Here is a 23586-nt window from a genome sequence, read left to right as displayed (position 1 = left end):
GGCGGGCCGTTGGGTCCGCCTTTTTTCGATGGTCCGGCGTGATGCCGTTCAGGCCGCCTTCTTCTTCGTCGCGCGGGCGATCTTCGACAGTTCGCGCAGGATCGAGGTCGTGATCTTCAGGCGCTCGGGGATGGAATCGAGCTCGCGGATGAACACGATGCTCATGTCCGGACGCACCTTGGCGAAGGAGGCCTGCCCCCCGACGAAGGCTACCAGACCCTGCGGGTTGGCGAAGGACTTGTCGCGGAAATGCACGACGACCCCCTTCGGCCCGGCCTCGACCTTCTCCACGTTGGTGTCGCGGCACAGGATCTTGATCGTGACGATCTTGAGAAGCTGCTCCACCTCCGGCGGCAGCGGCCCGAACCGGTCGATGAGTTCGGCCCCGAAGCTCTCCATCTCGGCGTCGTTCTCCAGGGTGGAGAGCCGGCGATAGAGGCCGAGGCGGACGGTGAGGTCCTCGACGTAATCCTCGGGAATCGTGACGGGGGCGCCGAGCGCGATGGTGGGCGACCACGCCTCCTCCACCGGTTCCTCGATGCCGGCCTTCAGGGCGGTGACGGCATCCTCCAGCATCTGCTGGTAGAGCTCGTAGCCGACCTCCTTGATATGGCCGGACTGGGCGTCGCCCAAAAGGTTGCCGGCGCCGCGGATGTCGAGATCGTGGGACGCGAGCTGGAAGCCGGCGCCTAGGGTGTCGAGGGTCTGGAGCACCTGCAGGCGCTTCTCCGCCTGCACGGTGAGCTGCTTGTTGGCCGGCGTCGTGAACAGGGCGTAGGCGCGGGCCTTGGCGCGCCCGACGCGCCCGCGCAGCTGGTAGAGCTGGGCGAGGCCGAACATGTCGGCCCGGTGCACGATGAGGGTGTTGGCGGTGGGGATGTCGAGGCCGGATTCGACGATGGTGGTGGAGAGCAGCACGTCGAACTTGCCCTCGTAGAAGGCGGTCATCACGTCTTCCAACTGGCCCGCCGCCATCTGGCCGTGGGCCACCGCCACCTTGGTCTCGGGCATCTCTTGGTCGAGGAAGCGCTTCACCTCCGCCAGGTCCTCGATCCGCGGCACCACGTAGAAGGACTGGCCGCCGCGATAGCGCTCGCGCAGCAGGGCCTCGCGGATCATCAGCGCGTCGAACGGGATCACGAAGGTGCGCACCGCGAGGCGGTCCACCGGCGGCGTCGCGATGATCGAGAGCTCGCGCACCCCCGTCATGGCGAGCTGGAGGGTGCGGGGAATCGGGGTCGCCGACAGGGTGAGCACGTGCACGTCGGCCTGGAGCGCCTTGAGGCGCTCCTTGTGGGCCACGCCGAAATGCTGCTCCTCGTCGACGATGATGAGGCCGAGATCCTTGAAGGTGATGTTCTTGGCCAGCAGCGCATGGGTGCCGACGACGATGTCGACGGTGCCGGCGGCAATGCCGGCCCGGTTCTGTTTCATCTCGGCGGCGGAGACGAAGCGCGAGAGCTGCGCCACCTGCACCGGCAATCCCTTGAAGCGCTCGGCGAAGGTCCGAAAATGCTGGCGCGCCAGCAGGGTGGTGGGCACCACCACGGCGACCTGCTTGCCGCCGAGGGCGCCCGCGAAGGCGGCGCGGAGCGCCACCTCGGTCTTGCCGAAACCGACATCGCCGCAGACGAGGCGGTCCATGGGGCGGCCGGCATTGAGGTCGGAGAGGACGGCGTCGATGGCGGTGGCCTGGTCCTCGGTCTCCTCGAAGACGAAGCGGGCGGCGAACTCGCCGTAGAGCCCGTCCGGGGCCTGGAGGCGGGGGGCCTGCCGCACGAAGCGCTCGGCCGCGACCTTGATGAGCTGGCCGGCCATCTCGAGGATGCGCTTCTTCATCTTGGCCTTGCGGGCCTGCCAGGCACCGCCGCCGAGGCGGTCGAGGGCGACCTCGGCATCCTCCGAGCCGTAGCGGGTCAGAAGTTCGATATTCTCTACCGGCAGCAGCAGCAGGCCGCCGGCATACTGGATCTCCAGGCAATCGTGCGGTGCGCCCGCCGCCGTCACCGTCTTCAGGCCGACGAAGCGGCCGATGCCGTGATCGGCATGGACCACGAGGTCGCCCGCCTGGAGCGCCTGCACCTCCAGGATGATGTCCTGCGGCCGCTTCGACTTGCGCTTCTGGCGCACCAGCCGGTCGCCGAGGATGTCGCCCTCCGAGATCACCGCGAGCTTGTCGACGGTGAAGCCGGATTCCAGGCCCCAGACCGCCACGGCGACGTCGGTGCCGCGCTTCAGGGCGTTCACCGCCGTGAGCGTGTTGATGGCGACCGGCTTCTTCAGGCCGTGATCGGCCAGAACGCCGCAGAGGCGGTCGCGGGAGCCATCGGACCAGGATCCCAGGATCACGTGATGACCGGATCCCTGGAGCTCCTTCACATGGGCCACGGCGGCGTCGAACACGCTGGCCGTCTCGTCGGCGCGTTCGGCGGCGAAGTTGCGCCCCGCCTTGCCCTCGCAGTCGATGGTCAGGCGCTCCGGGCTTTCGGGCACCGCGAAGGGCGAGAGCCGCGCGACGGAGGAGGCGGCCACCCGCTCCTTCCAGTCGTTCTGCGTCAGGTAGAGCGACGAGGGCCTGAGCGGCTTGTAGGGCGCGACGCCGGTGGACGGCGTCTTCATCGCCTCCGCGCGGGCGTCGTAATAATCGCGGATCAGGGTGAGCCGCTCGGCGACCGCCTCCTCGGCCTGCGCGTCGAAGACCAGCGGGACGCCGGGCACGTAGTCGAACAGGGTGTCGAGATGGTCGTGGAACAGCGGCATCCAGTGCTCGAGGCCGGCATAGCGCCGTCCCTCGCTGATCGTCTCATACAGCCGGTCGTCGCGGGTCGCCGCGCCGAAGGTGGCGACGTAGCCCTGGCGGAAGCGCCGGATCGTCTCCGTGGTCAATTGCACCTCGCTCATGGGAACGAGGTCGAGGGAGCGCAACGACCCGACCGTGCGCTGGGTCTCCGGGTCGAAGGCGCGGATCGATTCGAGGGTGTCGCCGAAGAAGTCGAGGCGGATCGGGTTCGGCAGGCCGGGCGGCGACAGGTCGAGGATGCCGCCGCGCACGGCGTATTCGCCGGTGTCACGCACCGTCCCCGTGCGCAAGAACCCGTTGGCCTCGACCCAGGCGGTGACGGTGTCCATCGGCACCACGTTGCCGATCGCCGCCGAGAAGGTCTCCACCGCGATCTTCTCTCGGGGAGGCACCCTCTGAATCAAAGCGTTGACGGTGGTGCAGAGGATGCGCGGCTGCTCCTCGGAGGAGCGCGAGCGCGAGAGCCGCGACAGGGCGGTCATCCGCTGGGCGGCGATGGCCGAATTCGGCGAGACCCGGTCGTAGGGTTGGCAATCCCAGGCCGGGATGCTCATCACCTCGATCTCGGGGGCGACGAATTTCAGCCCGGTCTGGAAGGCGTTCGAACGCCCGGAATCACGGGCCACATGCACCAGCACCGCCGGCCCCTCGAAGCTCCGGGACAGGGCGCGGGCGAGATCGGCCACCACGACGGCATCGAACCCTTCGGGCACGTTGGCGAGCGTCGGGCTGTCGCCCCGCTTCAGCGCCTCGAGCGCACGGGCGAGGGCACCGGATTTCGGCAGGGCGAACCGCGCCGTCTGGGGCTTCGGGGCGGGAGCTTTGGGCTGGGGCTTGGCCATCGGGTCGGGGTTTCGAACTCATGGAAAAGTGGGACGCAACGCGCCTCCCTCCCCCCTGTGGGGAGGGACCGAGGGTGGGGGTGGTTGGGCGACCCACCGACTGCGGTGTCGAGCGGCGCTACCCCCACCTCCGGCTCCTCCCCACGAGGGGGAGGAGAGCCCCGCATCGCCTGGACCGCTAGTGAATCGGCGCGTCGTGCTTATGGAACGCCTGGAGGCGGCGGTATACCGGCGTGTCGTAGTTCTGCGGCGTCTCGTCCTCGCCGGTGAGCCAGCGGAACAGGTCGCGGTCGGGCACCTCGATCAGGGCCTCGAAGGTGGTCAGCTCCTCCTCGCTCAGCGTGCCGATCTCGGCATCGGCGAAGCGGCCCATGATCAGGTCCATCTCCCGCATGCCGCGGTGCCAGGCGCGGAAGAGGGTACGGCGGCGGCGCGGATCGAGGTCCGCGCTGGTGCGGGTGGTTCCGGACATGGGGTCAGCCTGTGATGCTGCGATCCCGGGATCCGGTGATCCCGGGACGGGGGAAACTGTGCGCGGCCCGGTGCCGCGATAGCGGCGGAGGGCCCTGCTGTCGTCTATATAGACCCGCGCGGCGGCATCACCATCTCCGTTCGCGCGGCTCAACCGGCTTTGCATGACAGACGAACCCCGCCCGCCGCTCCTCCGCCCCAGCATCCTCGACCCGCTCTTCGCAGAGGCCCGGACCCTGCCCGGCGTCGGCCCGAAGATGGCGCCGATGATCGAGCGGCTGCTCGGTACCCCGGAGCAGCCCGCGCGGATCGTCGATCTGCTGTTCCACCTGCCGCAGGGCGGGGTGGCGCGCACGATGATGGGCTCCATCGCCGAGGCGCCGCCGGGCGAACCGGTGACGCTGGGCGTCACGGTGACCGGCTATCGCCCGCCCCAGGCCGGGACGGGGCGGCGGCCCTTCCGGGTCCTGGTGGAGGACGGCACCGGGGACATCACCCTCGTCTTCTTCGGCATGCCCCAGGCCCGCGTGGAGAAGATGCTGCCGCTGGGCGCCCATCGCTACATTTCCGGCCGCATCGACCTTTGGGACGGGCACCGGCAGATGGTGCATCCGTCGCGGATCGTGGACGAAGCCGGGCTCGCCGCCCTCCCCGCGGTGGAACTCGTCTACGGCGCCACCGAGGGGCTGACCTCGCGGGCGATCTCGAAACTCGCCCATTCCGCCCTCGACCGTCTGCCGACATTGCCGGAATGGCAGGACCCGGCCTGGCTCGCGCGGGAGGGGCTGCCGGGTTTCGCAGACGCGCTGAGGGCCGAGCACCGGCCCGAGAGCGCCCCGCCCGCTCCCGCGAGCGACGGCGTCGCGCCCCGCACCCCGGCGCGGCGGCGCCTCGCCTATGACGAACTCCTCGCCTCGCAGCTGGCGCTCGCCCTGATGCGCGCCCGCAACCGCCGCGCGCCCGGCCGGGCCAATGCCGGGGACGGGCACCTCAAGGACCGGATCGAAGCCGCCCTGCCCTTCGCCCTCACCGGCGCCCAGGCCCGCGCCGTCACCGAGATCCGCGCGGACCTCGCCTCCGACCGGCGCATGCTGCGCCTGCTCCAGGGCGATGTCGGCTCCGGCAAGACGGCGGTGGCGCTGCTGGCCATGGCCTCGGCGGTGGAGGTGGGCCGTCAGGCGGCCCTGATGGCACCCACCGAGATCCTGGCCCGCCAGCATTTCGAGCGCCTGACCGGGCTCGTCGGACCCTTGCGCCTGCGCCTCCTCACCGGGCGCGACAAGGTCTCCGAGCGCCGCGCGACCCTCGCCGACCTCGCCGACGGACATATCGACATCGTGGTCGGCACCCACGCCCTGTTCCAGGACAGCGTGGTGTTCAAGGATCTCGGCGTCGCCGTGGTGGACGAACAGCACCGGTTCGGTGTCCACCAGCGCCTGGCGCTCGGCGCCAAGGGGGCGGCGGTGGACATCCTGGTGATGACCGCGACGCCGATCCCCCGCACCCTGGCGCTCACCTGCTTCGGCGACATGGATGTCTCCGTCCTCGACGAGAAGCCGGCCGGGCGCCAGCCCATCGCCACCCGCCTCGTCTCCACCGATCGCCTCGACGAGGTGGTGGCGGGATTGGGCCGGGCGCTTGCCGCCGGGGACAGGGTCTACTGGATCTGCCCGCTGGTGGCGGAATCCGAATATGTCGACCTCGCCGCCGCCGAGGACCGCTTCGCCGACCTGCGGCAGGAATTCGGCGAGGCCGTCGGCCTGATCCACGGCAAGATGCCGGGGCCGGACAAGGACGCCGCCATGGAGCGGTTCGCCGCCGGCGAGACGAAGATCCTCGTCTCCACCACCGTGGTGGAGGTGGGCGTCGACGTGCCCGAGGCGACGATCATGGTGATCGAGCATGCCGAGCGCTTCGGCCTCGCCCAGCTGCACCAGCTGCGTGGTCGGGTGGGGCGTGGCGCCAAGGCCTCCACCTGCCTGCTGCTCTATCGCGGGCCCCTGGGGCAGGTCTCGCGCGCCCGCCTCGAGATGATGCGCGAGACCGAGGACGGCTTCCGCATCGCCGAGGAGGACCTGCGCCTGCGCGGCGAGGGGGAGGTGCTGGGCACCCGCCAATCGGGGGTGGCCGCCTTCCGGCTCGCCAGCCTCGAGAGCGATGCCGCCCTGCTGGAGGTCGCCCGCGACGACGCGCGGCTCATCGTCGAACGCGATTCCGGCCTCAGGTCCGAGCGCGGACAGGCGCTGCGGGTGCTGCTCTACCTTTTCGAGCGGGACGCGGCGATCCGGCTCCTCGGAGCCGGCTGAGGTGATTCGCCGGCTGAACGACGCTGAAGGATTTGCGGACAATTGCGACGATCGGCAGGGGCGGAGCCTGCGCAATCTGCCTCCGCCGGGCCATGGCGTCGCAGCCAGGAAGAGGAAATTTCTCCCTCGAATCAGCGGCTTGAGAAGGATCGCACCACTGCCCGGCGGGCGGATGGTGCGGTGCCGCACGGACTTCCTGAACTTGAAATGAACGTATTCTCCCCTTAACTGAACATGAACGAACGGCCCGCCACACTGGGCTGCCACACAGTTTTCAGGAGGATGGATATGTCTGCCGGACTGTTCCAAAACCTGCCGGGTGCCCACGAAATGGGAAGTGCCGAGGCGCTTCCGAGCGAGCCCTGGCTGCTTCCGATTTCGGATGGCAAGGAGCCTGCGCTGAAGACGACGGACGATGTCCTCCTCGCGGTCCGTCAATCCGCCCGCCCCTTCCGGATCGCCGCGAACGCGCTGATGGCGCTGCTCTTCGTGGCCGTCACCGCCCAGGTCGCCACGGGCTGGGGCGGCTCCACCGCCCCCCACCGTGCCACCAGCCAGATCGCCGACGCCTCGCCTCCGACGCTTCCCGTCGAGAAGGCATCGATGACGGTTCACAACTAGCCGTGCGAATCTGATCGATGATGCCACGCAACGGCTCTCAGCCGCTGCGTGGATCCATGAACGCGGCAGCTTCCTCGAATGGCGGATACGTCATGGTGGCATCGGAAGCCCGACCTCGTCGCGGAGGTGCTCCTCTATCCGAACTCAGAAGGTGGCAAAACAAAAGCCGCCACGCTGGGCTTCCAGTGCCCCTGTTTTACAACAATGGATGCGCGACACGGCGGTTGGGATGCTCGACTTCTACTTGGTGATGTGCCGTTCGAGCCGGGCACGAAGCGGAGAGTAGGCTTTATCTTTCTTTCGAAAGAGGGCGCGGAGGCAGTGAGGTTGGCTGGACGGTTCTATCTTTGGGATGGGCGTTTCGTAGGTGAGGCCACTATCCCGGGCTGAGTCCGGTTGCCCTGGCAACGAGCCATGTGTTCAGCATTCGCCTAACCGGCTGCCTTTCGGGTTGCTGCGTCAGACCGATCTCTCGATAACTTTATCCTTTTGGCCAGACGCAGCCTCCATTAGCGCATCGGCCTCGGCGGAATGGACAGCCCCAGCCTGAGCCGAGCGGATCGAGGCCGCCATGGCCTGCAGCCTGACCTGCGGGTCCTCCGGCTGGATCACCCCCGCCGACATGACGAGCTTGGCCGCGTCGTCGATGCTCATGGGGACTTCGATGATGTCCGCCCTCGGCAGGTAGAAGAAGAACCCCGTGGTGGGGTTGGGCGCGCAGGGCAGGAACACCCCCACATGGTCGTTCTCCTCGCCGAGCGCGGTCTGCACGTCGGGACCGGCCGGCGCCGAGACGAACACCACCGACCATGTGCCCTTCACCGGGAACTCCACCAGCCCGACGGTGCGGAACGACGTGCCGTTGGCCGAGAACAGCGTCTCGAAGATCTGCCGCAGGCCCTTGTAGAGGCCCGAGATCACCGGCGTGCGCGCCAGCAGCACCTCGCCGAACTCCACCACGCTGCGGCCGACGAGATTGGCGGTGAGGAAGCCGAGCAGTGTCACGGCGATGAAGGCGATGACGAGGCCGAGGCCCGGAATCGAGAAGGGCAGGTAATGGTCCGGCAGGTAGCTCGCCGGCACCAGGGGCTTCACCCAGCCGTCGATGAGGCTGATGAACCACCACGTGATGTAGATCGTGATCGCCAGCGGCCCGGCGACGATGATGCCGGTGAGGAAGTAGGTCCGCAGGCGGCTCTTCTTGCTCACCCGAGGCGGCGGCCGTGCTCCGGCGGGGTCTGGTTCCGGCAACGGGGTGAGCGTTTCGCGCACGGGCGGCCTGTCTCGTGGGAGGCCGATCGTCAGCCTGCAGGACAAGGGTTAGCGGGTCGGGCGTGTCACCTCAAGCGCGCGGACGACACGCCCCCGGCCGGACGATCGGAGGGCTGGATCACGGTCTGGTCTCGCCGAGCGCGGCCTCCGCCGCCAGCGCCCTCTCCTTCCATGCATCCCGCTCCGCCAGGGCCTCCTTGAGCCCGCACGGCGCTGGCGGAGGCCAGGGCCTGCGCCCGTTCGCGGGCGCGGGTCTCGCCGGCCATCTGGACCTTGAGGTCGCGCGGCGTTGCCATGGTCGTGTCCGTTCTCGTCGGTGAGGGAAGCCACAGGATGCCCCGCCAACGCCCGCTCCGCCAGATCCATGACGTGACGCGAGGCGCGGAAGGGCAGTCCCGCCGGGCGGCACGATTGGCTCAGGGCGACGGATGCGGGTCGTTGGCCAGGCGGATCGGTTCGCCGTGCGGGGTCGCGGCGGCGGCGCGGAGGAAGGCGTCGCTGCGGGCCTGAACGCTCGCGGAATCGGTGACGCCGCGTTCGGCGAGCAGTGTCTCCAGGGTCGCGAGCCAGCGTCCGTAATCGGCCGCCGCTTCCGGCTTCCCCTCCGGCCGGAGGGTGCGTCCGAGGGCGTGGGCCCACTCCTCCGGCGTGAACAGGCCCCGTTCCTGCAGGGCGACCACGAGGGCGAAGACCTGCGCCTCCCAGGGCTCCGCGAACGGTCCCGGCTCGTCCGACCGCCACGTGGCGGTCATCGCGGCGTCCCCGGCAGCAGATATCCCTCGAAGGCGGCGACCGTGACGCGTCCGCCCGGATCGGCGCTCGCCCCCCACAGTTCGGTGGCCTCGAACCCCACCGTGTAGAGCCATTGCGGCGGGGCATCCCGGCCCTCGGCGCTGGCATCGGGCAGGACGAAGGCGCCGTGGACCCGCTCGATGACGCCACGCCGTCCGCGGACGTAGCGGGGCAGGCGGGTGTGGCCGGAGGGGTGGTCGTTGCGGGTCAAGACGGGGTCGCGTACCGCATATAAGGCCGGCGCATCCGGAGGCCGGTCGCTGGGGAATCCCGCCGAAAAGCGGGGCGCGATCTCCTCGGCATGCAGCACGCGTCTCACCGGGCTCGCCGGCCCCGCGCTGACGCCCGCGGCGATTTCCTCTTGCGTGGCAAGGCCATGGGCGACGATCTGTGCTTCGAGGGCGGCGAGCCAGATCTCGTAATAGCTCGACGCGAGGTACTCCGCCGGGGGCAGCGATTCCCGCGCGGCGCGGCTGCCGTCCAGGGTCCAGGTACCGGTATAGCCCATCGCCATGGCAAGGGCGAACACCCGCCGCTCCCACCCCCCATGGAAGACCGGTTCGTCCGCCTCCGGCATGACGGGGCCGAATCCGTGGGCGCCGCCGAGATCCTGCGCTCCGTTCATCGGCCGGCCTCCGGGGCGAGGGGCACCCCTGTGCCGATCATGGAATCGCGCGTGACCAGGGCGGCGAGTTCGGCCTCGCTCAGGGATTCGGTGCCGGCGGGCCGCAGGGGCAGGACCATGAAGCGGGTCTCGGCGGTGGAATCCCACACGGTGATGCGGGTCGCCTCGGGAAGGGTCAGGCCGAACTCGGCCAGGACGCCGCGCGGGTCGATGACGGCGCGGGCGCGATAGGGCGGTGCCTTGTACCAGACCGGCGGCAGGCCGAGCACGGGCCAGGGATAGCAGGAGCACAGGGTGCAGACGACGAGGTTGTGGCTGTCGGCCGTGTTCTCGACCACCACCATGTGCTCGCCGCCGCGTCCCCCGATGCCGAGTTCCGCGATGGCCGGCGTCCCGTCGGCGAGGAGCCGTTCGCGATAGGCCGGATCGGTCCAGGCGCGGGCGACCACACGGGCGCCGTTATGGGGGCCGATGCGGGTCTCGTACATCTCGATGAGGGCTTCGAGGGCGTCCGCCTCGACGTAGCCCTTCTCGAGTAGCAGCGATTCCAGCGCCCTCACCCGCGCTTCGATGGGGGTGAGGCTGCTGCCATGCGCGTGGCCCGGATGGTCGTGGTGATGATCGTGATCCTGCGCCATGGCGTCTCGTCCTGAACTCGGAACGGTCGTCGCGTCGGTTGTCCGGCCGAAGGCCGGCGAGCACGAGGCGCGCCGGGCGATGTGAGACGGCCAGTCTGCGACCGGAGAGGGGCCGTGTCGACACCGCTCAGAAGGCCATCAGCGGACGGCCTCGATGGCCTCCCGCGCGTCGTGATGATCCTCCGCCGTGGCCTCGGGCTTGTCCTGCCGGGCGGGAGCATGGGGGGCGGCGCAGAGGCTGACGGAGATCGGAAAATGATCGGAGCCGACATCGGGCAGCCGCTCCATCCCGCCGAGCAGGAAATGCTCGCTGAAGAAGACGTGGTCGAGGGGCCAGCGCATCACCGGCCATTGCGCGTGGAAGGTCGCGAACAGGCCGCGGCCCCGGCGCGGATCGAGCAAGCCGCTGATATTCTGGAATAATTGGGTCGTGCGGGACCACGCCACGTCGTTGAGGTCGCCGGCGACGATGGTCGGTCCCCGGCCCTCGGCGACCTCGCGGGCGACGATCACGAGTTCGGCGTCGCGGGGCGCGCTGCTATGGCCGGGATGGGGGGGGCGCGGGTGCAGGCCGTAGAGCGTCGCCGTCTCGCCGTCCGGCAGCAGCACCCGCGTGCGCAGCGACGGCACGTCGTCCTGGAGCAGGAAGCGGATTTCTGGGCCGCGCAGGGGCAGGCGCGAGTAGAACAGCAGGCCGTAGGTGTTGTCCTGCGGCTGCTCGACCCTGTGGGGGTAGCGTTCGCGCAAAGGCGCCATGGCCGCCTGCCACCCGGAATCGGTCTCCAGCAGCAGGACGAGATCGGGCGAGCGCTGCGTGACGAGATCGAGGGCCGCGCCGAAATTCCGGTTCGATTGCAGGACGTTGAGGACGAGCAGGTTGAGCCGCGCGCCGGGCTCGCAGGAATCCGCCGATTTCGCCTGGGTGGCGGCGAGCGGCGTGAAGGGCTGGATGTAGCGCACCTGCGTGACCAAAGCCGCCGCCATGGCGATCGCGAGGATCAGCGAGGGCAGGTCCCTGGAGACCAGCAGGAGGCCGACGAGGCAGGCCGCCAGCGCCACCGCGATCTGGAGCCGGGGGAAGTCCAGGCTGCGGACAAAGCCGAGATTAGTCTCGATCAGGGGCAGCGCCGTCGCTGCCACCAGCAGACCGGCGACGCCCTGCAGGGCGAGCGTGAGATACGTCAAACCTGTGTCTCCGCCGCCGCGCCCCCTTCAGGGAGCCGCCCAACCGGGCCATTCAATGAGCCGCCACGCCGTCTCGATCCACCGGCATGCGGCCCCCGCAGCGACCGCCACGCGACCCCCCCCTTCGACCGCCACGCGGCCCCGTTTGGACGACCGCCTGACAATCGACGGATTCCGGTGCCGGTTCCGGCCTATTCCACCGTGACCGACTTGGCGAGGTTGCGCGGCTGGTCCACGTCTTTCCCCATGAACACGGCCGTGTGGTAGGCGATGAGCTGGATCGGCACGGCGTAGACGATGGGGGCCACGACCGGGTCGAGGTCGGGCATGGTCACCGTCGCCATGGTGTCGAGGCCGGCCGCCGCCGCGCCCTTGGCGTCGCCGATGAGGATGATGCGTCCGCCGCGCGCGGCCACCTCCTGCATGTTCGACACCGTCTTCTCGAAGATCGCGTCGTGGGGCGCGATCACGATGACCGGCACGCTCTCGTCGATGAGGGCGATGGGGCCGTGCTTGAGCTCGCCGGCGGCGTAGCCCTCGGCGTGGATGTAGCTGATCTCCTTGAGCTTCAGCGCGCCCTCCAGGGCCATCGGGTAGCTGGTGCCGCGCCCGAGATAGAGCACGTCGCGGGCCTTCGAGACCTCGCGGGCGAGGAGTTCGATCTCCCCCTCCAGCTTGGTCGCGTCCGCCATCAGGCCGGGCACGGTGATGAGGGCGTCGACGAGTTCGCGCTCGCGCTCGGGGCTCAACGTGCCCCGCGCCCGGCCCGCCGCGATGGCGAGGCACAGGAGCACCGTGAGCTGGCAGGAGAAGGCCTTGGTGGAGGCCACCCCGATCTCCGGGCCGGCCAGGGTCGGCACCACGGCCGAGGCCTCGCGGGCGATGGTGGAGGTCGGCACGTTGACCACCGCCAGGGTGTGCTGGCCCTGTTCCTTGGCGTAGCGCAGGGAGGCCAGTGTGTCGGCGGTCTCGCCCGATTGCGAGATGACGAGGGTCAGGCCGGCCTTGTCGAGGGGCGGCTCGCGGTAGCGCGCCTCGGAGGCGACATCGATCTCCACGGGCAGGCGCGCCAGGGATTCGAACCAGTATTTCGCCACCAGCCCGGCATAATAGGCTGTGCCGCAGGCGGTGATCGAGAGCCGCGACAGGTCCTTGAAATCGAACGGCAGGGCCTCGGGCAGGGCGACCCGGCCACCCGCGAGATCGACGTAATGGGCCAGCGTGCGGCCGACCACCTCGGGCTGCTCGTGGATTTCCTTGGCCATGAAGTGGCGGTGGTTGCCCTTCTCCACCCGGTAGGCCTGGGCGACGATGCGTTGGCGCTGGCGCGAGACCGGGTTGCCGTCGATGTCGCGGATCGCGGCGCCCTCGCGGGTCAGCACCGCCCAGTCGCCCTCCTCCAGATAGGTGATCTCTTCGGTGAAGGGGGCGAGGGCGAGGGCGTCCGAGCCGAGATAGGTCTCGCCCTCGCCGAAGCCGATGGCGAGCGGCGCACCGTGGCGGGCGCCGATGAGGAGGTCGTCGTGGCCGGCGAAGATGAAGCCCAGGGCAAACGCGCCGCGCAGGCGCGGCAGGGCGGCGGCCACCGCCTCCACCGGGCCCAGGCCCTTGTCCATCTCGGCGCTGACGAGCTGGGCCACCACCTCGGTGTCGGTCTCGCTCTCGAACCGCACGCCCTTGGCCTGCAACTCGGCCTTCAGCTCGCGAAAGTTCTCGATGATGCCGTTATGGACCACCGCCAGCCGCGCCGTGGCGTGCGGGTGGGCATTGGTCTCGTTGGGGCGGCCATGGGTGGCCCAGCGGGTATGGCCGATGCCGATGGCGCCGGGCAGCGGCTCGTCGCGCAGCCTGAGTTCGAGGTTGGAGAGCTTGCCCTCGGCCCGGCGGCGATCCAGCCGGCCGTTCGCCAGCGTGGCGACGCCGGCCGAATCGTAGCCGCGATATTCGAGGCGCCGCAGGGCTTCGACCACCTGTCCCGCCACCGCCTCATGACCGACGATGCCAACGATTCCGCACATGGTCGTTTCTTCTCATACGAGTGGGCCCGGTCGGGGGGCGGAGGCGATACCGGCCCCCTGCCGTCCCGGATCGGGATCGTCGACAGGCGACCACGCAAGGAGCGGCCCATGCCTTCCAGACCCGCCTTGTATCGGATCAGGACCCCTCGCCGCCAGCTATCCTGTCATCGTGCCGCACGAGGCGCATGACGGGCCTTCATTTTTCACATCAACAACACTTGGCAAAGTCATGCCGAGAAAGAGCTTTATGCGTCTCGGGAAGCATGCTGAAGGTGACGTTTGGGCCGTGCCGCCGTTCGAAATGCGATGTGGGTCGGCGTCATACAGGGTCAGGGCGCCAGTTCACCCATGCTCGTGAGGTGAATCACGCCTTTGCCGGGTAACTCCACACGCAGTTCCAGCTTGCCTCCCGCCGCTTCCACGAACCGACGCAGCGTCGAGAGGTAGAGATCGGTCTGACGCTCCATCTTGAGAACGGCGGGCTGCGTGATGCCCAGCTCCCGTGCGATGTCGTCTTGGTCTGCGTTCGGCAAGCAGACGCAACGCCTTGAGCCCTTCGATCTCGGCCTTCATCTCGTCCGCGCGAGCCTGAATTCGCGCATGACGGTCGGGTGGCATGGCGGCCATCACCTGTTCCATCGTCCGTGCCATTCTATCGCTCCCGCGCTGCCAGATGTTGCTCGAACCGATCGTCCGCCCTGGCGATGAGTCCCTTGTAGAAACGCTTTTGCGCCACCCCGGCCTTGTCGCCTGCAATCAGGAGAATGGCTTGGCGCTCCGAATCGGGCTCCAGTTCAGTGCCTCGTCGCATCGGCGAGGGAGCGGGGGCGCATCAGAGGCCCGCGGATCGCTTGGCCGCCTTGATCGCCTGCAACCCCGCGCGCATCCCGCCGGCCACGCCCTCGATGATGCGCTGGCGGCTGCGGGCGATGGCGAGGGCATCGGCCGGCACCGGGGTGGTGATGACCGAACCCGCGCCGACGATGGCCCCTGCGCCGACGCTCACCGGCGCCACCAGGGCGGTGTTCGAGCCGATGAAGGCCCCGGCCCCGATCTCGGTGCGGTGCTTGTTCACCCCGTCGTAGTTGCAGGTGATGGTGCCCGCCCCGACATTCGCCCCCGGCCCGATCTCGGCATCGCCGAGATAGGTGAGGTGGTTGGCCTTGGCGCCCTCGCCGAGGCGCGCGTTCTTCATCTCGACGAAATTGCCGATGCGCGAGCCGGTCTCCAGCACCGCCCCCGGGCGGAGCCGCGCATAGGGGCCGATCTGGACGCCCCGTGCCAGGGTCGCGCCTTCGAGATGCGAGAAGGCATGGATCACGCAGTGGTCGCCGACGATCACGTGGGGGCCGAACACCACATGAGGTTCCACGAGAACATCCCGGCCCAAGACCGTGTCGACGCTCAAGAAAACCGTTTCCGGCGCCACCAGGGTGGCTCCCCCGATCTGGGCCGCGCGGCGCAGGCGGGCCTGGATCGTCGCCTCGGCGACGCCGAGCTGAACCCGGTCGTTGACGCCCTGCGCCTCGGCCTCGTCCACGGGCACCACCGCCACGGCGAGCCCGTCGTCCACGGCCAGGCCAACCGCGTCGGGCAGATAGTACTCGCCCGCCGCGTTGGCGTTGCCGATCCGCGTGAGGAGGGCGAGGGCATGCGGGCCGGAGAGCGCCATCAGGCCGGCATTGCACAGGGTGACGGCGCGCTCCTCCGCGCTCGCATCCTTTTCCTCGCGGATGGCGACGACCCGTCCGTCCTGCACCAGCACCCGCCCGTAACCGGCGGGATTCTCCGCCGTGAAGGCCAGGACCGCGACCGCCGCCCCGTCCGCCAGGGGCGCGCGCAGGCGGGTGAGGGTGGCCCCCGTGACGAGGGGGGTGTCGCCGAACGCGATGACCACGTCGTCGGAGCCCGCCTCCAGGGCCTCGCGGGCGGCCAGCACCGCATGCGCCGTGCCGAGGCGCTCGATCTGCGGATGGACCGAGGCACCGGGCGCCGCCCGCGCGATCTCGGCGGCCACCGCCTCCTGCCCCGGCTCGACCACCACGGCGATGCGGGTCGCCCCGGCCTCGCGGGCGGCGGCGAGCACATGGCCGAGCATGCTTCGCCCGGCCACCGCATGCAGCACCTTGGGCAGGTCGGAGCGCATCCGCGTGCCCTTGCCGGCGGCGAGAACGATGGCCGTGAGGCTGCGTTCGCCCGTCCTGGCAGTCACGCTCGAAATGCTGGTCTGCGCCGTCATCGTCGCTCCACCGCTGTCGGGCCGGGGGCCGGTTCGCGTCTCGTCCGGCTGCGCTACTGCGTGGCTTGCCGGGTAGCAAGCCTGCGCCGCCGGCAAGCCGGAGGCGCGGACGGAGGTCCGGCCTGCCCCGTCCCGGTCACTGGCTCTTGAGGATCAGGGTGATCAGCACGGCGGCCACGCACACGAACATGACGACCCCGAGGACCAGGCTCGCCAGGGTGGTGGTGGAGATGTAGGTGCCGGCCACGGTTCCCAGCATGCGCGCGACACCGCCTCCCGCCGGGGAAGCGGCGTCACCGGGATGGCCGCACCCCGGGCAGGCGAGGGCCTGCGCGGAGACCTGTCGCGAGCAGGCAGGGCATGGGATGAGCGCCATGAGGTGCCTCGTGTGAGGTGAACGACCCGCGGAATCTGTCACAAGCGCGGCCATTCGGCCAGTCCGAGGCCCTCTCGCCTCCCGCGCCCGTTCCCGGCCGGACGGAGCGATTGTCGGACAATCCGTGTTTCCTTGAACGGTTTCGCCCCCTTACGGCTTAAGGTTGGGTTCAGGCCGCGTCGTGGTAAAGCCGGGACATGCCGCACCGCACCCCGCGCCTTCCCGCGCCGACATCACAGGTCCAATGACGCCGACGATTCCGGGACTTCGCCGCGCCGTGACAGAGCCCCCCTTCGACGATCCCGTGGTGACGGGACCGCAGGACCGGAGCCGCCGGGAGCTTCTCATGCAGGCGGGCGCCGCCGCGCTGGCCATCTCCCTCCCCGCCGCCGCCGGCACCGCCCGGGCGGACGATGCCCCCGCCCTCCCCGCCGCGGGCGCGCCGTTCCTCGGCCATACGGTGCCCGACCTCGCCCGCGCGCTGGCCAAACGCCCCTTCATCGCCCCCCGCACGGACGACCTGCCCGGGTCCCTCACCGGTCTCAACCGCGAGCAGTACAACGCCATCCGCACCGCGCCGGGCAGTGCGGTCTGGGCGGACGGCGCCTTCGGTTTCACCCTCGAACCCCTGCATCGCGGCTCGGTCTTCACCGGCCGGGTGGCCCTGGCCCTGGTGGAGGACGGCACGGTGCGGCCGCTCGCCTACGACCGCTCCCGCTTCGAGGCGGAGGGCGTCGCCCTGCCCGAGTTCAAGGACGATCCCGGCTATTCGGGCCTGCGCATCCGCGCACGGTTCGACGGGGGCGAACTCACCGATTTCGCCACCTTCCAGGGGGCGTCGTTCTTCCGCCTCGTCGCCACCGGCCAGGGCTTCGGCGTCACCGCCCGCGCCCTCACCCTGCGCCCGGCCGATTCCCGCGGCGAGGAGTTTCCGGAACTCCGCGCCATCTGGGTCGAGCGTCCCGGCCCCGGCGGCCCGCTGGTGCTGCACTGCCTCGTCGATTCCCCCTCGGCCACCGCCGCGCTCAGGATGAGCCTGCGGCCGGGCGGCGCGTCGCTCTGCGACGTCGAGGGCACGGTCTTCGCCCGCGCGGCCATCGACCATCTGGGGCTCGGCGGCATGACCACGAGCTACTTCTTCGGCCCCTACGACCGGCGCGGCGCCGACGACGCCCGGGCCGGCGCCTATGCCTCCACCGGCCTGCAGATCCGCACCGGTGCGGGCGAGGCGATCTGGCGCCCGGCCCGCAACCCGGAGACCCTGCAGGTCTCGTCCTTCGTCGATGAGAACCCGAAGGGGTTCGGCCTGATGCAGCGGGCGCGCAGCTACGCCGATTTCGAGGACGACGTGCAGCATTGGGAATGGCGCCCGTCCCTCTGGCTCGAACCCTTCGGCAATTGGGGGCCGGGCGCGGTGACGCTGCTGGAGATCCCGAGCGATTCCGAGTTCAACGAGAACGTGCTCGCCTATTGGCGGCCGAAGGCCAAGCTGGAGGCGGGCGCCGAGTTTCCCTTCGGCTATCGCCAGCACTGGTGCTGGCAGCCCCCCGAGGCGCCCCCCGTGGCCCTCGTCTCCGGGACGCGCAGCGGCAAGGCGAAGGGCGAGGGCAACCGCCGCCTGTTCCTGGTCGATTTCACCGGCGAGGGGCTGTTCGCCGATCCCGACCTGCAGCCGACGCTGCTGACCTCGCCCGGCACGGTGGCGCCCCCCACCCTCTATCGCTATCCCGACCGCAAGACGGTGCGCGTCTCCTTCGAGCTCGATCCGGGCGGCGAGAAGACCTGCGAACTGCGCCTCCTGCTCAAGCGCGGGGATGCCCCCGTCACCGAAACCTGGCTTTACCGGTGGACACCCTGAACACGCACACGCCTCCCCCCGCCGCCCCGGATTCCTTCCGGCCGGCGATGCCCCTCGAGGCGCCGCTGCCCATGCCGGTGCAGGATCTCGACCGCTGGGACCCCGCCTCGGGCCACCGGCCGGCCGGGCCCCTGCGGCGGCCCTGGGCCGCCCGCGCCCTCGTCTTCGGCGGGGCCGCGCTGCTCACCGCCTACGGGGCGCTGGAGATGTACGAGGTCGTCGCGGTCTCGGGCGGGACGACGGCGCTGCAATACGTGCTGCTCGTGCTCTTCACCCTGAACTTCTCCTGGATCGCCCTCTCCTTCATGAGCGCGATCCTCGGCTTCTTCGCGCTCCTGCGCCGTCCGAAGGCGCCGCTGCCGCCGACCCGGCTCGCCTCCCGCACCGCCATCGTGATGCCGGTCTACAACGAGGCCACCGCCCGCACCTTCGCCGCCGTGGAGGCCATGCGGGCGGAGATCGACGCCACGGGCCACGGCGAGGCCTTCGACTATTTCGTCCTGTCGGACTCGACCCTCGGCGATGCCTGGATCGCCGAGGAGCGCGCCTTCCTCGATCTGCGCGCGCGCTGGGGCGAGGATGCGCGGCTCTATTACCGGCACCGGGCGAAGAACCACCACCGCAAGGCCGGCAATATCGGCGACTTCGTCTCCCGCTGGGGCGGGGCCTACGACCACATGCTGGTGCTCGACGCCGACAGCCTGATGACCGGTCGTTGCGTGGTGCATCTGGCCGCCGCCATGGAGGCCGACCCGGATTCCGGCATCATCCAGTCGCTGCCGCTCATCATCAACCGCAACACCCTATTCGCCCGCGTCCAGCAATTCGCCGCCCGCATCTACGGCCCGGTCATCGCCACCGGCCTCTCGGTCTGGTCGGGCCGCGACGGCAATTACTGGGGCCACAACGCCATCATCCGCACCCGCGCCTTCGCGCAAGCCTGCGGCCTGCCCGACCTCAAGGGACAACCGCCCTTCGGCGGCCATATCCTCAGCCACGATTTCGTCGAGGCGGCGCTGATCCGGCGGGCGGGCTGGAGCGTGACCATGCTGCCGGCCCTCCCCGGCTCCTACGAGGAGAGCCCGCCCTCCCTCATCGACGTGGCGGTGCGCGACCGCCGCTGGGCGCAGGGCAACCTCCAGCACAGCCGGGTCATCGGGGCGGCGGGCCTCGCCCTCGCCTCGCGCCAGCATTTCGCCACCGGCATCGCCGGCTACGTCGCCTCCCCGCTCTGGCTCGGCCAGCTCGTGGTCGGTATCGCCCTGGTGCTCCAGACCGCCTATGTCCGGCCGGAATATTTCACGAGCGAGTTCGGGCTCTATCCCGTCTGGCCGCGCTTCGACCCCGTGCGCGCGCTCCAGCTGTTTGGGCTCACCATGGGCATCCTCCTGGCGCCCAAGCTCCTGGGGCTGATCCTCGCCCTCGTCGACGGGCCGGTGCGCCGGGCCTCGGGCGGCGCCGTCCGCCTCGTCCTGTCGAGCCTGATCGAGACGATCCTCTCCGCCCTCATCGCCCCCATCGCCATGCTGATCCAGTCCGGCTCGGTGTTCGAGATCCTGGTGGGGCGCGACACCGGCTGGAACCCGCAGCGGCGCGACGACGGCTCGATTCCCTTCCGCGACATCGTCCGGCGCCACCGCTGGCACATGGTGCTGGGGCTGGTGACCGGCATCGCCGCCTTCGCCATCGCCACCTCGCTGTTCCTCTGGATGTCGCCCACCATCCTCGGCCTCGTCCTGGCGATCCCGATCTCCTGGGCGAGCGGCCAGCTCTCCTGGGGCCTCGCCCTCAAGCGCCTCGGCCTGCTGATGACCCCGGAGGAGCGCGACCCGCCCGCCATCGCGTCGAGCGCCGGGGCGATCGCCGCCCGCAACGCCGAGGCCGGCCTCGACGACGCGGATGCGATCCGCGCCCTCCACGCCGATGCGGGCTTCGCCGAGGCCCATGCCCTGATGCTGCCGGAGATGCCCAAACGCCCCCGCGGCGTGATCGACACCGACCGCGCCCTCGCCCAGGCCAAGGTGGTGGAGGCCGAGACCATCGCCGAGGCCGCCGAGTGGCTCAGCCCCAAGGAGCGCGTGGCCCTCCTGCACGACCGCGCCCTCCTCGACCGCCTCACCCGCCTCGCCCCCGCGTGAGGCGGGAGGATCTTTGGGACCCGGAACCCGGCGCCACGACGGCCTGACGCATCCGCACGGCCGATGCCGGCCCCCCTGCCCGCTCCATCGTCAATTTGGAGAATCATACCAGACCTCGATGAGTCTGACTCATCGAGGTCTGCCCGCGCGACTGCGCGGCGGCGGTCGTCCGCCGGACCTCACTGACCCTGACCTATGGGTCAGAGTCAGTGAGACTTGGTATCAGTCGGCGCTTCCCGCATCGGGCGCCTTGGCCAGGCGGTCGGCCAGGGAGGCCTCGTACTGGATGAGGTCCTTGCCCCGCTTCATCGCCCGGTAGAAGTCCCGCGCCGCCACGGAGGCGGTGATGTCCCGGATATAGGGCGCGGTGCTCGGCACTGCCTCGAGCAATTCGCTCGCCTGGGCCACGAACAGGTTCTCGATCTCCGACACGTCGTCGGAGAGATAGAGCACCGTGAGGGTCAGATAGAGGCGCTTGCAGGCCGTATCGGCCTCGCTCTCCGTGATGATGTCGGATTCGCGCAAGAACTTCGTCATCGTCTCGATGACGAAACTCGACCGCCGGGATCCGTTGCGGATGGCGGCCCCGCCGATCAGCAGCCGCTCGAACGGCTTGAGTTCGATCTTCAGGGGCATGACCGGTCCTTCGGGCTGAGGCGGGATCATCGGTCCGCGCGGTTAACAAGATGTGACCGGCATGGCGAGCGTTGCTTGCGGAATCCGGGATTTCCCCGAAGGGCGCGAAGATGAGGAGAAGGCATCGGATCTCGCACATGTTTCGTTGACCGTTCGCCTTAAGACGTTCGCAACGTCCTCGTGGTTTGGTTACCTCGCACCCAAAAAAGGGTGCTTCCAGATCAGAATGGATCGGACCACATGTCTTCAGGCATTACGCTCACCGCGGCAACGCGCCAGAACCTGCTCTCGCTGCAGGGCACCGCCGACCTGCTGACCACCACCCAGAACCGGCTCTCGACCGGCAAGAAGGTGACCTCGGCCCTCGACAACCCGACCAACTTCTTCACCTCGCAGAGCCTGTCGGCCCGCTCGTCGGACCTCAGCGGCCTGCTCGACGGCCTGTCGAACGGCGTGCAGACGATCCAGGCCGCCAACCAGGGCATCACCTCGCTCCAGAAGCTCGTGGACTCGGCCAAGTCGACCGCGCAGCAGGCGCTGGCCGACAAGAGCGGCGGTAAGGGTACGATCCTCGGCGGCGTTGCCGCGCAGTCGGCTGTTGCGACCGGAACCTCGGCTGTGACGGGTACCCTCGACCTCTCGTCCCTCGCAAAGGACGCGTCGGTGGACATCTCCCTCGATGGCGGCGTCACCAAGAACACCCTGCGCCTCGATTCCTCGACCCTGAAGAGCGTCACCTCCGACACGTCGAAGGTCACCACCGACCAGCTCGTGACGGCCCTGAACGGTCAGATCGCGGCAAACACGAATCTGGCCGGCAAGGTCTCGGCCTCGATCGGAACGAACGGCCGCGTCAGCTTCACCACGACGGATACCGGTGCCGCCGCCAAGCTGAGCGTCAGCGGCTCGCTGAACGCGACCACCGATATCGGCTTCGGCAAGCCTGCCACCACCCCGACGGCGGCGAAGATCGTCGCCGGTGCGGCCCTGGGCGGCACCACCGATCTGGCCAACGGCAAGAGCTCGGTCTTCAGCATCACCGACGGCAACAAGTCCGTTACCGTGACGTTGGATTCGACCACTGCCACCGACAATCTCGGCGGGACCCTCGGGACCAGCGCGACCGACGTCAACGTCATCAAGGCGATCAACAAGCAGCTGTCGGATGCCGGTTCGACCATCACCGCGAAGATCGGCACCACGGCCGATGACGGTGCGGCCGCCAACGGCAAGATCGTGCTGTCCTCGCAGGATCTCGGACCCGACGCGCAGCTCTCGATCAACCCGATCAGCAACACCGCGGGTGGTGCGACTGGTATCGGCTTCTCGACCTTCACGGCCGCCGCCGGAACCCTCGTCGCCCCGGCGGCCAATACGTCAGCGAGCGCGACCGGCAGTGTCGATCTGCGTACGGCCCCCCCGTCGCTCGCCGGTGGCAAGTCCGCGACCTTCACCATCACGGATGCCGGTACGCCCCAGACCATCACCATCGACAGCCGGTCGCTGGATACGGCCGGCACGAACCTCGGCGATGCCGCGACCGGTGCGGCTCTGGGTGACAACCCGACCGGCGCCAAGCTCGTCAGCGCGATCAATGCCGCATTGAAGGCACAGAACAGCGCTGCCGTCGCCTCGATCGATGGCACCACGGGTGGCCTGAAGTTCACCGCCAGCGCAAACAACGTCGCTCTTACCGCGACTGCCACGAACGACACCATCGGACTCGGGTTCGGAGCCTCGGGAGCCACCAGCGGATCCTTCGCCGCCGGCGCCGGCGCCCCGGTCGTCGCCATCATTGCCGGTGGAACCGACGCGTCGGACGGCTCTTCCAAGGCCTCGATCACCGGTGCGACTCCGCCGACGAGCGCCAACAGCGGTATCTACAACACCGGCACGAACAAGTTCGACTTCAGCGGCACCAACCCTGCCCCCAATGCTTCGTTCACCCTCCAGCTCGGATCCGGCGCCTCCAAGCTGATCGATGTCAGTTCGGCGACCGTCGGTAACGGTGCGGCCGTGAGCCAGGCGTCTGTCGCCAAGGCGATCAATGACCAGATCAACGCCGACACGGGTCTTGCCGGCAAGGTCAGCGCGAGCTTCGTCAATAACAAGCTCACGATCCAGTCGACCGCGTTCGGCTCGGATCAGACGCTGACGGTGAAGGCTGCCGGCAGCACCGATATCGGCCTCGGCGTGTCGGGCGCCGTCGCCCAGACCAGCACGGGAACCGACATCGGTGGCGCCAAGGGCACGAGCTCCACGCGTTCCACCCTCGCGACCCAGTACAACAACCTGCTGACGCAGATTTCGCAACAGGCCCAGGATTCCGGTTACAACGGCGTCAACCTCCTGTTCCGCAACAGCAACTCCGCCAACGAGAACACCCTCAAGCTGACCTTCAACGAGAAGGGCACGTCGACCCTCGACATCTCCGGTGTGAAGTTCGATGCCGAAGGTCTGGGCCTCAAGGGAACGACCAACAACTTCCAGTCCGACGACGAGATCAACACGGCACTGAGTCAGTTGACCTCGGCGACGGCCTCGTTGCGCGCCCAGTCCTCGACCTTCGGCTCCAACCTCTCGGTGGTGCAGAACCGTCAGGACTACTCGAAGAACCTGATCAACATCCTCGACAACGGCTCGGCTAACCTGACGAACGCTGACCCCAACGATGAACCCGCCAACGCCCATGCCCTGTCGACCCGCAACTGACTCGTCCTCTCGTCCCTCCCGCTGGCCAACCCCGCCCAGCCGGGCTTCCGCTAGCTC

Annotated in this window: 18 protein-coding genes; 5 read left to right on the top strand and 13 right to left on the bottom strand. The window is 69.3% G+C overall.

Annotation, left to right across the window (positions count from 1 at the left end; all coding sequences use genetic code 11):
- Window positions 1–48: 48 nt before the first annotated feature.
- Both mfd and MKK51_RS19680 read right to left on the bottom strand, forming a co-directional pair.
- Complete coding sequence (gene mfd, locus MKK51_RS19685; RefSeq protein ID WP_243979920.1) at window positions 49–3642, bottom strand: transcription-repair coupling factor; 3594 nt, start codon at window positions 3640–3642, stop codon at window positions 49–51.
- A gap of 178 nt (window positions 3643–3820) precedes the next feature.
- Entirely contained in the window at window positions 3821–4114 is a 294-nt protein-coding gene (locus tag MKK51_RS19680) for a succinate dehydrogenase assembly factor 2 (RefSeq protein ID WP_027173438.1), read from the bottom strand.
- A gap of 163 nt (window positions 4115–4277) precedes the next feature.
- Between MKK51_RS19680 and recG the strand changes: the two genes are divergently transcribed.
- Both recG and MKK51_RS19670 read left to right on the top strand, forming a co-directional pair.
- A complete protein-coding gene (gene recG, locus MKK51_RS19675; protein WP_243979918.1) occupies window positions 4278–6419 on the top strand; it encodes an ATP-dependent DNA helicase RecG in 2142 nt (713 codons plus the stop codon).
- Window positions 6420–6707: 288 nt separating this feature from the next.
- Window positions 6708–7040 (top strand): hypothetical protein, encoded by a 333-nt coding sequence (locus MKK51_RS19670; protein WP_243979916.1) that lies wholly within the window; start codon window positions 6708–6710, stop codon window positions 7038–7040.
- 459 nt (window positions 7041–7499) lie between these two features.
- Here MKK51_RS19670 and MKK51_RS19665 read toward each other — a convergent pair whose 3' ends face one another.
- The 10 genes from MKK51_RS19665 to MKK51_RS19620 form a co-directional block, all read right to left on the bottom strand.
- Entirely contained in the window at window positions 7500–8312 is an 813-nt protein-coding gene (locus MKK51_RS19665) for a DUF502 domain-containing protein (protein WP_243979914.1), read from the bottom strand.
- Window positions 8313–8377: 65 nt separating this feature from the next.
- Window positions 8378–8608 carry a hypothetical protein gene (locus tag MKK51_RS19660; protein WP_243979913.1) on the bottom strand — a complete coding sequence of 77 codons (231 nt, stop codon included), beginning with the start codon at window positions 8606–8608 and terminating at the stop codon, window positions 8378–8380.
- A 120-nt stretch (window positions 8609–8728) separates the two neighbouring features.
- Window positions 8729–9064 (bottom strand): nitrile hydratase accessory protein, encoded by a 336-nt coding sequence (locus tag MKK51_RS19655; RefSeq protein ID WP_243979911.1) that lies wholly within the window; start codon window positions 9062–9064, stop codon window positions 8729–8731.
- Window positions 9061–9729 carry a nitrile hydratase subunit beta gene (nthB, locus tag MKK51_RS19650; protein ID WP_243979910.1) on the bottom strand — a complete coding sequence of 223 codons (669 nt, stop codon included), beginning with the start codon at window positions 9727–9729 and terminating at the stop codon, window positions 9061–9063. The genes MKK51_RS19655 and nthB overlap by 4 nt, the downstream gene beginning before the upstream one ends.
- Entirely contained in the window at window positions 9726–10367 is a 642-nt protein-coding gene (gene nthA, locus MKK51_RS19645) for a nitrile hydratase subunit alpha (protein ID WP_243979909.1), read from the bottom strand. The genes nthB and nthA overlap by 4 nt, the downstream gene beginning before the upstream one ends.
- 138 nt (window positions 10368–10505) lie before the next feature.
- Window positions 10506–11552: an endonuclease/exonuclease/phosphatase family protein gene (locus tag MKK51_RS19640; RefSeq protein WP_243979908.1), complete on the bottom strand. Its 1047-nt coding sequence runs from the start codon at window positions 11550–11552 to the stop codon at window positions 10506–10508.
- 191 nt (window positions 11553–11743) lie between these two features.
- Window positions 11744–13570, bottom strand: coding sequence for a glutamine--fructose-6-phosphate transaminase (isomerizing) (glmS, locus tag MKK51_RS19635; protein WP_243979907.1), 1827 nt, complete (start codon window positions 13568–13570; stop codon window positions 11744–11746).
- A gap of 329 nt (window positions 13571–13899) precedes the next feature.
- Window positions 13900–14103, bottom strand: coding sequence for an XRE family transcriptional regulator (locus tag MKK51_RS19630; RefSeq protein WP_243979906.1), 204 nt, complete (start codon window positions 14101–14103; stop codon window positions 13900–13902).
- 299 nt (window positions 14104–14402) lie between these two features.
- Window positions 14403–15809, bottom strand: coding sequence for a bifunctional UDP-N-acetylglucosamine diphosphorylase/glucosamine-1-phosphate N-acetyltransferase GlmU (glmU, locus tag MKK51_RS19625; RefSeq protein WP_243979905.1), 1407 nt, complete (start codon window positions 15807–15809; stop codon window positions 14403–14405).
- A gap of 136 nt (window positions 15810–15945) precedes the next feature.
- Complete coding sequence (locus MKK51_RS19620; protein ID WP_243979904.1) at window positions 15946–16185, bottom strand: hypothetical protein; 240 nt, start codon at window positions 16183–16185, stop codon at window positions 15946–15948.
- 244 nt (window positions 16186–16429) lie between these two features.
- Between MKK51_RS19620 and MKK51_RS19615 the strand changes: the two genes are divergently transcribed.
- Together MKK51_RS19615 and mdoH are read left to right on the top strand one after the other, a co-directional pair.
- The gene (locus MKK51_RS19615; RefSeq protein WP_243979903.1) at window positions 16430–18043 is read left to right on the top strand and encodes a glucan biosynthesis protein; all 1614 of its coding nucleotides are present in this window, start codon (window positions 16430–16432) and stop codon (window positions 18041–18043) included.
- A 47-nt stretch (window positions 18044–18090) separates the two neighbouring features.
- Entirely contained in the window at window positions 18091–20181 is a 2091-nt protein-coding gene (gene mdoH / locus MKK51_RS19610) for a glucans biosynthesis glucosyltransferase MdoH (RefSeq protein ID WP_243980167.1), read from the top strand.
- Between the two features lie 222 nt (window positions 20182–20403).
- Here the strand turns inward: mdoH and MKK51_RS19605 are convergent, their stop codons facing one another.
- The gene (locus MKK51_RS19605; RefSeq protein WP_243979901.1) at window positions 20404–20817 is read right to left on the bottom strand and encodes a flagellar biosynthesis repressor FlbT; all 414 of its coding nucleotides are present in this window, start codon (window positions 20815–20817) and stop codon (window positions 20404–20406) included.
- Between the two features lie 240 nt (window positions 20818–21057).
- Between MKK51_RS19605 and MKK51_RS19600 the strand changes: the two genes are divergently transcribed.
- On the top strand, window positions 21058–23529 hold the full coding sequence (locus MKK51_RS19600; RefSeq protein ID WP_243979899.1) for a hypothetical protein: 2472 nt from the start codon (window positions 21058–21060) through the stop codon (window positions 23527–23529).
- Window positions 23530–23586 lie beyond the last annotated feature (57 nt).

The sequence above is a fragment of the Methylobacterium sp. E-045 genome, from assembly GCF_022829685.1.
In the GTDB taxonomy this organism is placed as follows: Bacteria; Pseudomonadota; Alphaproteobacteria; order Rhizobiales; family Beijerinckiaceae; genus Methylobacterium.
Note: the sequence above shows the minus strand (reverse complement) of the source record. Positions and strands in the feature narration are given on the sequence as shown.

Excerpts from the sequence above, each read along its gene's own strand:
- mfd (WP_243979920.1), bottom strand. The coding sequence starts at position 3,642 with ATGGCCAAGCCCCAGCCCAAAGCTCCCGCCCCGAAGCCCCAGACGGCG.
- MKK51_RS19680 (WP_027173438.1), bottom strand. The coding sequence starts at position 4,114 with ATGTCCGGAACCACCCGCACCAGCGCGGACCTCGATCCGCGCCGCCGC.
- recG (WP_243979918.1), top strand. The coding sequence starts at position 4,278 with ATGACAGACGAACCCCGCCCGCCGCTCCTCCGCCCCAGCATCCTCGAC.
- MKK51_RS19670 (WP_243979916.1), top strand. The coding sequence starts at position 6,708 with ATGTCTGCCGGACTGTTCCAAAACCTGCCGGGTGCCCACGAAATGGGA.
- MKK51_RS19660 (WP_243979913.1), bottom strand. The coding sequence starts at position 8,608 with ATGGCAACGCCGCGCGACCTCAAGGTCCAGATGGCCGGCGAGACCCGC.
- MKK51_RS19655 (WP_243979911.1), bottom strand. The coding sequence starts at position 9,064 with ATGACCGCCACGTGGCGGTCGGACGAGCCGGGACCGTTCGCGGAGCCC.
- nthB (WP_243979910.1), bottom strand. The coding sequence starts at position 9,729 with ATGAACGGAGCGCAGGATCTCGGCGGCGCCCACGGATTCGGCCCCGTC.
- nthA (WP_243979909.1), bottom strand. The coding sequence starts at position 10,367 with ATGGCGCAGGATCACGATCATCACCACGACCATCCGGGCCACGCGCAT.
- glmS (WP_243979907.1), bottom strand. The coding sequence starts at position 13,570 with ATGTGCGGAATCGTTGGCATCGTCGGTCATGAGGCGGTGGCGGGACAG.
- glmU (WP_243979905.1), bottom strand. The coding sequence starts at position 15,809 with ATGACGGCGCAGACCAGCATTTCGAGCGTGACTGCCAGGACGGGCGAA.
- MKK51_RS19620 (WP_243979904.1), bottom strand. The coding sequence starts at position 16,185 with ATGGCGCTCATCCCATGCCCTGCCTGCTCGCGACAGGTCTCCGCGCAG.
- MKK51_RS19615 (WP_243979903.1), top strand. The coding sequence starts at position 16,430 with ATGACGCCGACGATTCCGGGACTTCGCCGCGCCGTGACAGAGCCCCCC.
- mdoH (WP_243980167.1), top strand. The coding sequence starts at position 18,091 with ATGCCCCTCGAGGCGCCGCTGCCCATGCCGGTGCAGGATCTCGACCGC.
- MKK51_RS19605 (WP_243979901.1), bottom strand. The coding sequence starts at position 20,817 with ATGCCCCTGAAGATCGAACTCAAGCCGTTCGAGCGGCTGCTGATCGGC.
- MKK51_RS19600 (WP_243979899.1), top strand. The coding sequence starts at position 21,058 with ATGTCTTCAGGCATTACGCTCACCGCGGCAACGCGCCAGAACCTGCTC.